The organism is Streptomyces sp. NBC_00237, assembly GCF_026342435.1.
Classification (GTDB): domain Bacteria; phylum Actinomycetota; class Actinomycetes; order Streptomycetales; family Streptomycetaceae; genus Streptomyces.
Window position 1 is genome coordinate 642,514 of record NZ_JAPEMT010000002.1, and the last position, 13,271, is coordinate 655,784.

Below are 13,271 nucleotides of genomic sequence, written 5' to 3' on the forward strand. Positions count from 1 at the left end.
TTCGTGCCCGCCACCGACCTCAATGAGCAGATCACCGAACTACGCACCCTCGGCGACGACTTCGAAGCCTTCCACCTCCGCCTCGCGGCCCTCAGCTTCCAACCCGGCGCCGACGCACACGAGCAGATATCCCCCCTGCTGCTGGAGAGCCAGCAGCTCACCGCCCGTACCCTCCAGCAGCTGACCGCCCTCACCCACGGCCCGTACACCCAACTGCCCGGCAGCCGCTACGGTCTGGAGTCCCTCTCGGCCGTGCTCGCCGGAACCGCTCTGGCCAGCGCCGACCTCGCCTGCGCACTGAGCGACAACCCGTACGAGGGCACCAACTTCGCCGGTTCGCCCCCCACCGTCATGCTGAATAGGCAGGCGGCCTCTGCCCAGCTCGTGGCCCAATCCGCCCTCAGCATCGTGGGCACTCTCAACGCGCAGTCGATGTACCACAGCCCCGAGATCCGCGCGGTGTACGCACGCGTGCGTCAGCTGGCCCACCTCGCAAACGATGCCGCCGACCATCTCATCGATGCGGTCGACATCCTCGACCACACCGTCGCACGTCTTCCCGTCGAGCTCGGCGACGGCTTCCTGGCGGTCCTGACCGAGCACGACGCCCGCCGGGAGGCCGGCAGACGCTTCACCCTGGCCGCCAGCCTGACCGCCCTCGGCGCCTCGGACGCGCTGGCAACCGCCGAACTCTTCATCGTCGAGCGCCGCAACCGAGGCTTCGTACCCGAGTACCAGCCGCCCGGCCTCACCACGGCCCAGAGCACCACCCTGCGCGCGGTAGCCCGGGGAGAGGTGGCGATCACCCACGACAAGCCCTACCTCCGCCGCGAGGACATCCGCGTCAGCATCAGCACCATCCGCGCCCTGGAGAACCGCGGTCTGGTGATGCGCGAGGACTGCCCGGACGACTGGTTCCGCGACGAGCGCGTCCACCTCACCGCAGCAGGACGCCGCGACCTCGCCGCCTCCTTCGCCCGACCACGCCCCGCCGCCCTGACCACCAGACGCCCCGCCCCACCCCTGCCGGCACCCGCCGCCGGCCGCTCCCGCTGACCTCCTCCCTGAAACGGGGCCCTTTGGACACCGCCGCCGACGCACACCAGCAGCTCTTCGACGTGGCACCGCCCCCGAGCCTGCCCGAACGCATCCTGGCCCTGGCCGGTGACGTCGCCCGCCACAACGACCTGCTCGCCGACCACCGCCTGGACACCCCCTCCCACGCGGACCAGCTGACCGCCCCCCGCACCTCTGCGCAGCGCCTCGTACGCCACACCCGCGACCTGCTCCACGAGGTGACCGCCACCCTCCCCCGCCACCAGACACCCGCCCGTGACATCGCGGCCCGCCTGCGCCAGCTCACCCACCTCACCGACAGCGCCGCCGCCCAACTCGACGTCCTGCACCGCACGCTGGAGACCACCGGCGCACCGGCCACGCGCAGCACCGCGATCACCGTGGCCCGCGCGCTGACCCGTCTCGGCGCCGAGGACCTCGCCGTGAGCGCCGCCAGCGTCGCCCACGAACTACGTGTCCGCGGCATCCAGGACCTCAGTCCCCAGGCCCTGCTCCTGTCCGCGGCGGAGAACGACGCCCTGTCGGCTGTCGCGTGCGGGCACGTCGCGCTGACCGACCCCCTCGGCTCCCCGCACATCGAATCCCGTACCCCGGTGGCCATCGCGACCGTCCGCGCGCTCACCGCCCAAGGGCTGATCGAGTCGGCGCCGATCCCCCGGGAGTACCAGTACTGGCAGGACCAGGCGCGCGTCCACCTGACCGGGACCGGCCGCGCCCACCTCGCCGGGCTGGCCAGCCGCCCGGCCGGCACCACACCGCCGACCGCACGCCCCCTCGCCACGGTGCCCGCCACCGCCCCCACGCCCGGTCCCGCCGCCCCACGCCGCTGACCCGGCCGCACACAGGCCACGCTGACCTTCCCCCCAGCCGGTCACCTCCACGACGTGGCCGTGCCACCCGAGCGCATCGTGCAGGCACGACGAACTACCGACGGCGCATGGGGAGCCCGCGCCCAAATCCCCAACCGGGCAACGGACACGAAGGGCTCTGGTCGGCGTAACGCTCCGACCAGATGTCCCCGTACCTCGTCAACCGCCTTCCCGCCGCCCTCATCTCCCCGCTCTGCACTCATCCCCCTCTCTCCTTCCTGGCTGCCGCCTGGACGGCGCCACTCACCACAAGGACCCCCATCCCCTCCTCTCCTCACTTCCGCGCGATTTCTCTCGGTGCCGGAATTCAGTCCAGTGCCATGCTCGCCCTCTCAGCAGAGGGAATTCTCCCCAAGGTCGACTATGCCATTTTTGCCGACACAGGGTGGGAACCTGAAGCCGTCTATATCCACCTCGACCGCCTTGAACGGGAAATAGCGAAACCTGCCGGGATTCCCATCCTGCGCGTCTCGGCAGGAAATATTCGCGATGACGCCCTGAACCCGGAAAAGCGGTTCGCCTCCATGCCTCTCTACGTTCTGAACCAGGACGGCAGACCAGGGATGACCAGGCGTCAGTGCACCGGGGAATACAAGGTAAAACCGATCAAGAAGGCTATCCGTGACCTTCTGGGATACCCCTACCCCACGCGTATCCCGAGGGACGTCTGGGTAGAGCAGTGGATCGGCATTTCCACGGATGAATTCCACCGCGCGAAGGACGCCGACGTCAAGTACATGCACAACCGGCACCCTTTGATCACGGATATGAACTGGTCGCGGTCCGACTGCACACGATATCTCTCCTCGATCGGACTGGCGGAAACACCAAAATCTTCGTGCCTGGGGTGTCCCTTTCATGGAAATGCTCAGTGGCGTCATATCCGGGACACCTCGCCGCGGGAGTGGGAGGACGTCGTCGCCTTCGACGCCGCGATCCGCGCCGGCAACGCGCGCGCCACCGCCACCGGCAACCCCCTGTTGGGCCAGGCGTTCCTGCACCGCTCCCGGGTCCCGCTCGACCAGGCGCCGGTCGATCACGTCACCGCCGCGGAATGGGCTTCTCTGCAAACGGAGTTGGCAGATGGCCCGGACGCCCAGGAGCTGGAGCGGGGAGTGGCGGACGGGTGCTCGCCGTGGTCCTGCCGTGGCTCCGACCCGGAGCCGACGCAGGATGCTTTCGGGCTGGCCTCTTGATCCTGGATCTATTTGCGGGTCCTGGTGGTTGGTCGCACGCTCTGGCCGCCCTGGGCATCCGGGACGTGGGCCTGGAGTGGGATGAGTGGGCCTGCAAAACCCGGGCCGCGGCTGGTCAGTTGACGGTGCGCACCGACGTGGCGCTGTACCCCACAGCTCCTTTCGTCGGGCGGGTGAAGGCGCTGATCGCTTCCCCTCCGTGTCAGGCGTGGAGCATGGCCGGCAGGCGGCTCGGGCTGCTCGACCAACCGCTCGTTCACCAGGCGGTCGCCGACCTCGCCCGGGGACGCGACAGCCGCGAGAAGCTCCTCGCCGCCTGCCGCGACCCTCGCTCGCTGCTCGCCGCCGAGCCGATGCGCTACCTGCACGCCCTGCACACGGTCGGCGATCCGGAGTGGGTGGCGATGGAGGAAGTCCCGGACGTCCTTGCGCTGTGGAAGCAGTACGCGTCCATCCTGCGCAGCTGGGGGTACTCGGTGTGGGCGGGCATCCTCAACGCGGCGGACTACGGGGTGCCCCAGACGCGCAGGCGGGCGATCCTGCTCGCCTCGCGCACCCGGACTGCCACGCCGCCGCCGCCCACCCATGCGAAGGTGGCTGAGCCGGAGAGCCTGTTCGGGCCGGGCCGCGCCCGCTGGGTGTCCATGGCTGAGGCGTTGGGCTGGGGCGCCACCGACCGGCCCACGCCCACCGTGTGCGCGGGCGGCGGCCCCGGCGGCGGGCCCGAGCCTTTCCCCTCGGGCTCCCGCAAGACGCTGTCGGATGCCCGCGACCGCGGTACCTGGGCGCCCCGCCCCGCCGGAGTTGTCCTGCGGTCGCGGCGGGAGGGGGCGGGCTGGGCCGCCCGGCACGGCACCCGCGACAACCGTCCCGCCGACCGCCCGGCGCCCACCTTCACCGCGGAGGCGCACCGGTGGGCCTGGGCGCTGCGCAGCAACAACCAGGCCAACGCCACCACCCGCAGCAGCGACGAGCCCGCTGGCACTCTCTTCTTCGGACACCGCGCGAACGAGTGCGTCTGGATCGCCGAGCCCGCCCCCGCGCAGCCGGACCAGGACCCGGTGACGCCGCCGGATCCCATCCGGATCACCGCCGCCGAGGCCGGCACCCTGCAGACCTTCCCCGCCGCCTACCCCTGGGCCGGGAACAAGGGCCAGCAGTTCGGCCAGATCGGCAACGCGGTCCCCCCGCGCCTAGCTCTGCACCTGCTGGCCCCGCTCCTGGACAGGACCTTGACCACCGACGACTTCACCCTGGCCGCCTGATGCCCGCCCGCCCACAGAACCGCCCCGTGCCGGACGACGACGTCCCGTACGCCGGAACGCCCCCTCAGCCGGTGGACTTCGCCGAGCAGGCACTGCTCGGCGCCCTCCTCATCCACCCCGCGCTCACCCCCGGCATCCGCCACGTCACCCCCGAGCACTTCACCACCCACGTGCACGGCAGCCTCTTCGCCGCAATCCAGCAACTCGCCCCCCAAGTGACCCAGCGCGCTGGGGAGTCGAAGCCGTCGCTGCCGAGCCTGCGCTGGATCAATGAGGTGTTCACCACCGCCGTGGCACAGGCCCGGGGATTGACCCTGCCCTACCTCCACCAGCTGGTCAGCTCCTGCCCCGAGCCCGCCCACGCCGCCGCGTACGCACGGATGATCCAGACCGGACACGCCCGCCGCAGCCTGCACACCCACGCGGACCGGCTCGCCCACACGGCTGCAGACACCCGGCTGCCCGCCCCGGCCACCACGGTCGCGGAGCAGTGCGCACGCCTGCTGGTGCACGTGGAGGCCCTGCAACAGCAGATCGGCTCGCCGACCGGCACCGCACCGCGCACCACCCTCCCCGAGGCGCCCGAGGACGTGCCGTCGGACCGGGAACTCGCCTGCGAGCAGGGGCTGCTGGCGGGTGTCGTGCGTCTGCCGGACTCGTTCCACGCACTGCGGGCGCTGCGGCCCGAGGACTTCGCGCTCCCGCTGCACGGCGGGCTGTACCGGTGCCTGACCGCCATGGCCCACCGAGGCGAACCCCTCGACCCCATCACCGTCCTCGGCGAGGCCGAACACCAGGGTCTCCTCACCAGCCACGTCACCCCGCAGACAGTTCTGGCCCTGGTGCAGCCCAGCCCCGACGACCCCGTCTACTGCGCGGAACAGATCCTCCAGCAGTCCCTGCTGCGTTCCGCGCGCCTCGCCGCCCACCACATCCGCGCCTACGCGAATGACCCGGTCAACACCGTGCACCAGCTCCTGATAGGCAGCCGCCGCGCCCTCGCCCCCGTCACGGCCGCCCACCGTCGCTGGCAGTACCTGCACCACCCACCCCCGCCGCCCGGCCCTGCCACCGCACGCGCTCCCGTCACCCGCCCGGCACGACCTCCTACCGCCCGCACCGCCCGATGACCTCTCCCTCCCGGAAGACTCCCGTTGCGCACTCCCTTCCACGACCCGCGACGGCAGCGCATCGCGCTCGCCTGCGGACTCGTGCCCCTCGCCGTGGTCCTGCTCCACACCCAGCTGCCCGCTCCCGTCACAGTGATCACCCTGGTCATCCTCGGCGCCACCGGCCTCACCCTGGTCGGCCGTGCTGCCCGTCCACGCCGCCGGACCCAGCCGCCCGGGCCTGGGACCCCCCACCCCTCCACTGACCCGGCGGCATTCATGCGGGACCACCACATCAACTACTGATCTCTTCGGGTTGTTGTCGGGTGGTGACGGGTCTTGATCCCTGCGGTACGCCGGAGTCATGCGATATCCGCAGGGTGGTGGGCTGACCGCCGAGAGGCAGCGGTTCCGGGAACGGGTCCGTCGTGTAGCCGGCGAGCGGTTTGCCCGTGGAGACAAGACGGCGGTGATCGCCCGAGATCTGCGGGTCAGTGAGCGGTCGGTGGAACGGTGGAGGCGAGCATGGCGAGATGGCGGCCTGGCAGCACTGGCCTCGAAAGGACCGGCCAAGCTGCCCAGGCTCTCGGACTCCCAGTTCGCTGTGCTGGAACAGGAGTTGGCTCTCGGACCGGCGGCCCATGGCTGGGAGGACCAGCGGTGGACCGTGGCCCGGATCAAGGAGGTGATCGCCCGGAAGTTCCAGGTCACCTGCTCGATGGCGGCCGTCTGGCGGCTGATGCACCGGCACGGCTGGTCCTGGCAGTGCCCGGCCCGCCGCGCGTTGGAACGCGACGAGGACGCGGTGGAGTTGTGGAAGAAGGAGGTGTGGCCGCAGGTGGAAGCACCGCGGCGGCGCTCGGAGCCTGGATCGTCTTCGAGGACGAAGCCGGGTTCGTGATGTCGCCGCCACGCGCACGCACCTGGGGCCGACGCGGCCACACTCCTGTGGTCCGGGTCTGGGGCCGCTCGCGGCGCCGGATCTCCGTCGCAGCCCTGACCTGCTACAAGCCCGGAGAGCCGTCCCGGCTGATCTACCGGCCCCGGTTCCAGCCGCCGTGCAACACCGGGCGCAAGGGATTCGGCTGGAAGGACTACCGCGACCTGATCGTCCGCGCGCACATCCAACTCGGAGGCCCCATCACGCTGATCTGGGACAACCTCAATACCCACCGCTCTCCCGCACTGCGCCAGTACGCGGCGGAACACGACTGGCTCACCCTCGTCCACCTGCCCACCTACGCGCCCGACCTCAACCCGGTCGAAGGTGTCTGGTCGCTGCTACGACGCGGGCCGCTCGCCAACACCGCGTTCACCGACATCGGCCATCTCACCCGCACCCTCCACCACGGCCTACGCCGCATCCAGCATCGACCCGACATCATCGACGGCCTCCTCGCAGGCACAGGGCTGACCATCAACCCCCGACCGACACCACCCCGAGAACCTCAGTAGCCCACCAGCCACGAATCGAGCAGCGCATGGCCTCAGACGACCCGACAGCCCGCATCCTCCTCTGCAAGCACCCCACCCACTCCAGCGCGGTGATCGCCACCCTCATCGAGCCCGACCGCGCCGCCAGCGGCCTCGGTCGCGGGAGCGTAGCCGTCCTGCACCAGCACGGCTTCGTTCCCGCGACCGAGCAGACGATGGTCCTGGCCCGCATCGACAGCGAGGAAGCCCACTACGCCGAGCACGCTGCCCGAGCCCTCCGCAATGCGGGCGTAGACGTGACGATCACCGTCGACCTGCAGGAGGACATCGACACCGAATGGGACTGGCACGACCACCCCATGCCCTGGCTCGACCGCCAGGAGATACGCGACGTCTCGAACGAGGCCCAGAAGATCCACGACGACATCCGCGACGGCCGCCTCATCATCCACGCCCACGACGGGTGGACCACCGTCGCGGCCGGCACCTACCGCGACGGCGAGAGCGTCCACCTCCACGACCAGAACCACCTGCGCGTCATCGCCACCACCTACGCAACCCCCCACATGGCGCTCACCGAGTTCGTGCGCCTCAACCAAGACGCCGTCCGGCCCGGTGCCGCCCCGCTCACCGACAACGAAAGGGCCGCAGCAGCAGCCCTCGCGGAAGCCAGCCCGCTCCCCCCGGTTCCTCTTCCCGCACCCATCCCGGAATCCGTGCCCGCCTACGCCGCCGACCAGGGCGACCGCGACACAATCCTCGACGACTTCCTCGACGCGAACACGGTATGCAATAAGCCTCATGTTCCCCACCCCCAGAGGCCGTTCCCCAGGCGCCGTTCCATGCCCTAGCCGCAGCATTCCTCACTCGATCGTGTGGTCTTGAGCCGGATGAGGGTTCTTCAGGATTGCTGAAGCGGTTTCATTTCATTGCGGTTCTCCTCAGCCGTGTTGATGCGGGGGAGGCAAGGGTGGCTCTGGCAGTGGTCAAGGATCTCCGGCAGGTCCGCGAGATGCCGCACGTACCGGGAGTGCACCCAGTCCGAGGACCGCCCGCACCCGGAACAGACAGCATCGGCGTCGTCTCTGGTCACCGCTGTAACCAGCAGGATCCCTTCGCCAGCCTCCACCCGCTCAACGTGCACCCCGGCCAACTGTGGCAGCACGCCCTCGAGCGTGACGTCACACGTCACCAGCCTGCCGCCGGGCAGTCACTCACGTACTCGGATCGCGAAAAGGATCAACACCTACGAAATTCCTGGAAGATCCGATCATTGAACACTCCCGGATCAGCCAGGGCTCAGATCATCGTCCCGTGCGAGTGGCATAACCAGTGATGCATCGTGGCAGCCTCCAGACATGATCGGTCAGTAGCGGGCATATTCAGCCAACGGAACCCACCTTCACGCCCTTCCGGAATAGTGGCGTGCTCACCGTGTGTGAAGAGGTGGGGGAGAGTTGGCATTTCGGCAGTGGTACGGAACCGTGGGCCCGTTACCGGCGATCCTGGTCGTGGGGGCCCTGGTCGCCGTGGCAGCCGTGGTGACGGCCTGGCAGCCACTGTCCAGCATGCTGCTCCTGGGACCCGTCCTCGCGGGCATACGTCTGGGGCCGCGCCCCACCGCCGCCGTCACGTTCTGGTCCGTCGCGCTCTCCGCAGCGATCTACGTGAGCCGTGGCGGGGCCCCTCTGCCCGACACAGTCCTCTTCTGCCTCGTCCAGCTTGGTTGCGGTGGCGCCGCCGTCTGCGGTGCGTACCGTCGAGCGACGCTGGAGGCCGAAGTGCTTCGTGCCGTACGGCAGTCACAGAACGCGGTGTTGCGTCCACTGGCTCTGGAGGTCGGTGGCGTGGGCATCACCTCGCGCCACCACGCCGTCGATCGCAGCGGTCTCAGCGGTGACCTGTACGACCTGGCCCATTCGCCCTATGGACTGCGTGTGGTGATCGGGGACGTGCGTGGCCACGGTCCGGAGGCGGCCCTGCTGTGCGCGGCGACCGTCTGCGCCTTCCGCGACGGCGCCTACACCACGCCCGCGTTGGTGGATCTGGCCACTTACCTCGACGCCCGGATCAACCCCGCGCTCGGCGCGGAGGACTTCGTCACGGTGGTGCTGGCCGAATTCGCACAGGGCGAGGTGCGGCTGGTGAACTGCGGGCACCCTGCCCCTCTGCGGGTCGGGCGCCGGGCCGAGCCGCTCCCGCCGCGCCAGCACTCGCCCCCTCTGGGGCTGAATCCCGTCCCTGGCCTGCAACGGGTCCGGCTCGGAGCAGGCCAGCGGCTGCTGCTCTACACCGACGGACTGAGCGAGGCACGGGATGCCGAGGGAACAATGCTCGCCCTGGACGAAGCGGTCCGCCAGGCGCTGTGCCAGCCCCTGCTGGGGGACTCGCTCGATGCCCTGGTGTCCCTGGTCACCGCGCACACCGGCGGCGTACTCCAGGACGATCTGGCCCTGGTGATCTGCGAACCCCGCGCTGCCGTGCGCAGCGAAAGGGCAGCAGGGTCGTGCGGACCCAGAGGAGACGCACCCGCGATCGGACCATGAGCCGCGAGACTCGCTTCCCGATGACGCACTGGATACGAGACAAGGAGAGACTGCCATGGCACAGGCCGGGCAACGGCTGGGGAACCTGCCGACGCCAATTGCCGCGATGGTCGGGCGGCGTGCGGAGCTGGACCAGCTGGCGCGGCTGGGCCGCCGTGCTCGACTGGTAACGCTGACCGGCGTAGGGGGGGTGGGAAAATCCCGGCTGGCCCTGGAATCAGCGCTTCAGCAACAGTCCGACTTCACCGACGGAGTGTGGTGGGTGGAGCTCGCCGGGCTGCAGGAAGGAGCGCTGGTGGCCCACGCGGTTGCGGAGGCGTTGCCGCTGGCCGACCAGACCACCCGCCCCATGCTCGACGTGGTGGCGGAATACCTGGAGGGCCGGAACCTGCTGCTGGTGCTCGACACCTGCGAACACCTTACGGACACCTGCGCAATGATCGCCGAAGTGCTGCTGAGGGCCGCGCCGGGACTGCGGATCCTGGCCACCAGCCGTCGGCGGCTGGGGCTGATGGTGGAAGAGGTCGTCACCGTCGACCCCTTGCCGGTGCCCGGTCCTGGCCAGGACATCGACGACTCAGCGGCGGTGACGCTGCTGGCCCGGCGGGCGGCCGACGCCTCGCCCGGTTTCACCGTGTCCGCCGCCAACGTGGCCCACGTGGCGCAGTTGTGCCGGATCCTTGACGGGCTGCCGCTGGCCATCGAACTCGCCGCGGCTCGGCTGGCCGAGATTCCCGTGGCCGAGCTCGTCGGGCGCCTGGCACAACGGTTCGAGGTCCTGCACGCGGCCGACGGGTCGGTGGACGCGGACCCGCCCTGGCACCGGGCCCTGCGCACTGCGATCGGCTGGAGCCATGAACTGTGCACGCCGGCCGAGCGGCTGCTGTGGGCACGGCTGTCAGTCTTCGCCGGGAGTTTCGACAGCGAGGCTGCCGTGGCGGTGTGCTCCGACGAGCACCTGCCCGAAGAGCACATCCCCGCGCTTCTCGGCGCTCTCGTGGACAACTCCCTCGTCACCTGGCAGCCGACCGCCGACGGCACGGAACGGTTCCGGATGCTGGACACCCTGCGCGAGTACGGCGCGTACTGGCTGCGCGAGCTCGGCGAGGAGGATCGGCTGCGGCGTCGGCACCTCGCGTACTACCAGGAGTTCACCCGCCGTGCGGACGCCGCCTGGCTCGGCCCCCGCCAGGTCGAACTGCGGAGCCGGACGACGGACGAGCACGACAACCTGCGCACCGCCCTGGACTTCGCTCTGGCCCACCCTCAGGGCCACAGCGCGCTGATGCTGTCAGGAAACCTGTGGTTCTTCTGGCACGCGTGCGGATTCGACAAGGAGGGCCAGTACTACCTGCGGCGGGCCCTGGCCGAGGACACTGAGCCGTCGCCGGAACGCCTCAGGGCGCTGTGGGCCGAGGCCCTGGTCCTCATCACTCTCGGCGATCCCCGCGAAGCCGGTGCCCAAGTGACCGAGATGGCCGACACGGCCGCCCGGTTCGCCGATACGGAGGGAGCCGAACGCGCCCGTTCCATCGAGGCGCTCTCCGCCGTCATGTGCGGCGACGTCGCCCGCGCCGTGCCCCTGGCACGAGGTGTCCTCGACCGGCACCAGTGCAACCGGCTGACCCACCCCCCGCTGGCGGCCGCACTCGTCCGTTCCCTGGCGCACATCATGGACGGCCACATCGACGAGGCCGTCACCGTGCTCGACCACATGCGTGCCGACTGCGACCGGCAGGGCGAACAGTGGCTGCGCGCCTACGGCGACTTCATGTGCGCACGGGCCGAGCTGGCACGCGGCCACCCTGCCGCAGCCCTGGTACATGCCCGGAATTCCTGGACCGTCAAACGGCGGCTGCGGGATCCCCTGGGCATGGCCATGGCCCTCGACGTGCTCGCCGTCGCCGCAGCGACGGACGGCCGCGCCACGGACACCGCCCACCTGCTCGGCCTCGCCCAACAGCTGTGGGACAACCTCGGCCAGCCGCAGGTCGGAGTCACCGAGTGGACCGCCACCCGAACCTCCTGCGAGCAGCAGGCCCGGCACTCCCTCGGCGACGACGCGTACGCCATCGCCTTCCGCAACGGCCACCGCACCGACCAGAACGCCGCGGACCCGCTCACACCGCCCAGCGCGCAGGGGAAAACGTTGTAACGGCCGACCGTGCTGACGCTGGAGGGGTGATCTGTTGGTATGCGGAATGCTCAATGGCCTGGTGTGTGGTGGGTTCGTTGGGCTCTGATCGTCGTCGCTCTCGCGCTGTCCGTGGCCGCGCGAGAAGTTGCAGCGCCGTCTGGAAGCAGAGACTTTGCGCAACCTCCGCCCGCATGTCTGGTATCGGATGCACGGCACGCTGGGCCCGGAGCTCACCGCCCAAGTCAGGCCATCGCAGAGAGCAGCTCGCAGGGCGGCCGGGGAGTGGGGAACTGACTGGCCATCAGCGGTCACGCTGCGCGTGTGATCAGTGCCGGTATGGCCGCGTGACGTCTGTTCGTCGGCGCCGGTGGTGAGGGGTGATCAGCGGGCGGGGCGCAGGACGGGGTGGAGGGTGAGGCGGTTGTCGGTGGGGTGGTGTCCTTCGGGGCTGAAGGGGGGTACCGCCGCAGGGAGGCAGTCGGCGATCAGCAGGCAGTCGTGGTGGCGGTCTTCGGCGGTGGCGGCGATGAGGGGTTGGCCGTCGGGTGCCCAGATGCCGGAGTTGCCCTGGTACTGCCAGGCGCCTGCGGGGACTTGTTCCCAGCCGCGGCGGTTGGCGTAGGCGATGAACAGGCGCCAGATGCTGGCCATCGCGGGGATGATGTGGCGGGTGGCGTCCTGGTAGGGGACCTGGCTCATGGTGCCGTCGGCGAGGCGGAAGTGGCCGTCCGCCGCCGTGGGCCCGATGACAATTTTCGCACCTTGTTCGGCGAGGTACTGGTACAGCGGCGGGAACTCGCACTCATAGCAGTTCAGCACACCCACCTTGATGCCGTTGAGGGCCACGACGGGCGGCAAGTCCTGCCCGAAGGAGTAATTGCGCCGCTCGGCGGCCCCGTAGAGGTGGGTCTTGCGGTAGTTCGCCGCCACCAGCCCGTCGGAGGCGATCACACTGATCGAGTCGTAGAACGCACTCCCGTCCCGCTCGGGGTAGGGCAGCACCACGGCCAGGCCGTGCTCCTTGGCCACCAGCCGCGCCCGCTCGATGCTGGGCCCCTCGCGGTGCTCGGCCAGCTCCCGGCACTCCCGGGGGCCGATCGCGTAACCGGTGGTGTACTTCTCCGGGAACACCACCACCTGGCAGCCGTAGTCCGCCGCCAGCGCGGTCACCTCGGCCAGACGTTCCAGGTTCTCTTTCACCGCTTCCCGGCTGCCGACCGGACCCTGCCCCTGATACAGAGCCACCCGCAGACCCTCACCGAAGATCGGCGCAGTACGGCAGGCAGAACGGAATACAACACGAACGGGCTGTGACATCGGTCAGGAGGTCCTTCTGCGACTGGCGGTCCGAGCGACCGCACCACAGCAAGAACGATTCGCCACCCCATCGGACACCGCTCCTGGGCCGTACGGGACACGATCCTCCGCCCTGTCAGCGACGGGCGCCCACATGCCCCGCGCAAAGACCTGCGCCCTGAGCATTCAGCACCCGACACGGCTTCTGCGACACCACCCCTGGCGATGGCAACCCCGACCACGCAAGGTCACACCAGAGCTGGCCGTACGCAGGGAATTCCCTGTAGCCGCCGTCAACCGACATCTGCAGGATCAAGCCGTACCGGACACTCATGTCCCGAG

At 69.9% G+C, this 13,271-nt stretch carries 12 protein-coding genes; 11 read left to right on the forward strand and 1 reads right to left on the reverse strand.

All coding sequences use genetic code 11. The annotated features are described in order from the left end of the window. The first annotated feature begins 3 nt into the window (after positions 1–3). From OG897_RS17135 to OG897_RS17185, 11 genes are all read left to right on the forward strand, one after another. Complete coding sequence (locus OG897_RS17135) at positions 4–1,056, forward strand: hypothetical protein (protein WP_266657728.1); 1,053 nt, start codon at positions 4–6, stop codon at positions 1,054–1,056. 23 nt (positions 1,057–1,079) lie between these two features. Further along, positions 1,080–1,907: a hypothetical protein gene (locus OG897_RS17140; RefSeq protein WP_266657730.1), complete on the forward strand. Its 828-nt coding sequence runs from the start codon at positions 1,080–1,082 to the stop codon at positions 1,905–1,907. A gap of 359 nt (positions 1,908–2,266) precedes the next feature. Continuing rightward, positions 2,267–3,142, forward strand: a complete 876-nt coding sequence (locus tag OG897_RS17145) for a hypothetical protein (protein ID WP_266657732.1) — start codon at positions 2,267–2,269, stop codon at positions 3,140–3,142. Continuing rightward, a complete protein-coding gene (locus OG897_RS17150; RefSeq protein ID WP_266657734.1) occupies positions 3,139–4,407 on the forward strand; it encodes a DNA cytosine methyltransferase in 1,269 nt (422 codons plus the stop codon). Before OG897_RS17145 ends, OG897_RS17150 begins: the two co-directional genes overlap by 4 nt. Continuing rightward, complete coding sequence (locus OG897_RS17155) at positions 4,407–5,537, forward strand: DnaB-like helicase N-terminal domain-containing protein (RefSeq protein ID WP_266657736.1); 1,131 nt, start codon at positions 4,407–4,409, stop codon at positions 5,535–5,537. The genes OG897_RS17150 and OG897_RS17155 overlap by 1 nt, the downstream gene beginning before the upstream one ends. A 24-nt stretch (positions 5,538–5,561) precedes the next feature. Continuing rightward, a complete protein-coding gene (locus OG897_RS17160) occupies positions 5,562–5,822 on the forward strand; it encodes a hypothetical protein (RefSeq protein ID WP_266657738.1) in 261 nt (86 codons plus the stop codon). A gap of 58 nt (positions 5,823–5,880) precedes the next feature. After that, entirely contained in the window at positions 5,881–6,417 is a 537-nt protein-coding gene (locus OG897_RS17165; RefSeq protein WP_266657740.1) for a winged helix-turn-helix domain-containing protein, read from the forward strand. Beyond that, positions 6,417–6,971, forward strand: a complete 555-nt coding sequence (locus tag OG897_RS17170; protein ID WP_266660249.1) for a transposase — start codon at positions 6,417–6,419, stop codon at positions 6,969–6,971. The genes OG897_RS17165 and OG897_RS17170 overlap by 1 nt, the downstream gene beginning before the upstream one ends. A 26-nt stretch (positions 6,972–6,997) precedes the next feature. Next, positions 6,998–7,801: a hypothetical protein gene (locus OG897_RS17175; protein ID WP_266657742.1), complete on the forward strand. Its 804-nt coding sequence runs from the start codon at positions 6,998–7,000 to the stop codon at positions 7,799–7,801. Positions 7,802–8,407: 606 nt separating this feature from the next. Next, on the forward strand, positions 8,408–9,496 hold the full coding sequence (locus OG897_RS17180; RefSeq protein WP_266657744.1) for a PP2C family protein-serine/threonine phosphatase: 1,089 nt from the start codon (positions 8,408–8,410) through the stop codon (positions 9,494–9,496). A 55-nt stretch (positions 9,497–9,551) separates the two neighbouring features. Then, positions 9,552–11,651 (forward strand): NB-ARC domain-containing protein, encoded by a 2,100-nt coding sequence (locus tag OG897_RS17185; protein WP_266657747.1) that lies wholly within the window; start codon positions 9,552–9,554, stop codon positions 11,649–11,651. A 363-nt stretch (positions 11,652–12,014) separates the two neighbouring features. On the opposite strand, the gene OG897_RS17190 is transcribed toward OG897_RS17185, so the two are convergent. Continuing rightward, complete coding sequence (locus tag OG897_RS17190; protein ID WP_266657749.1) at positions 12,015–12,878, reverse strand: nitrilase-related carbon-nitrogen hydrolase; 864 nt, start codon at positions 12,876–12,878, stop codon at positions 12,015–12,017. Positions 12,879–13,271 lie beyond the last annotated feature (393 nt).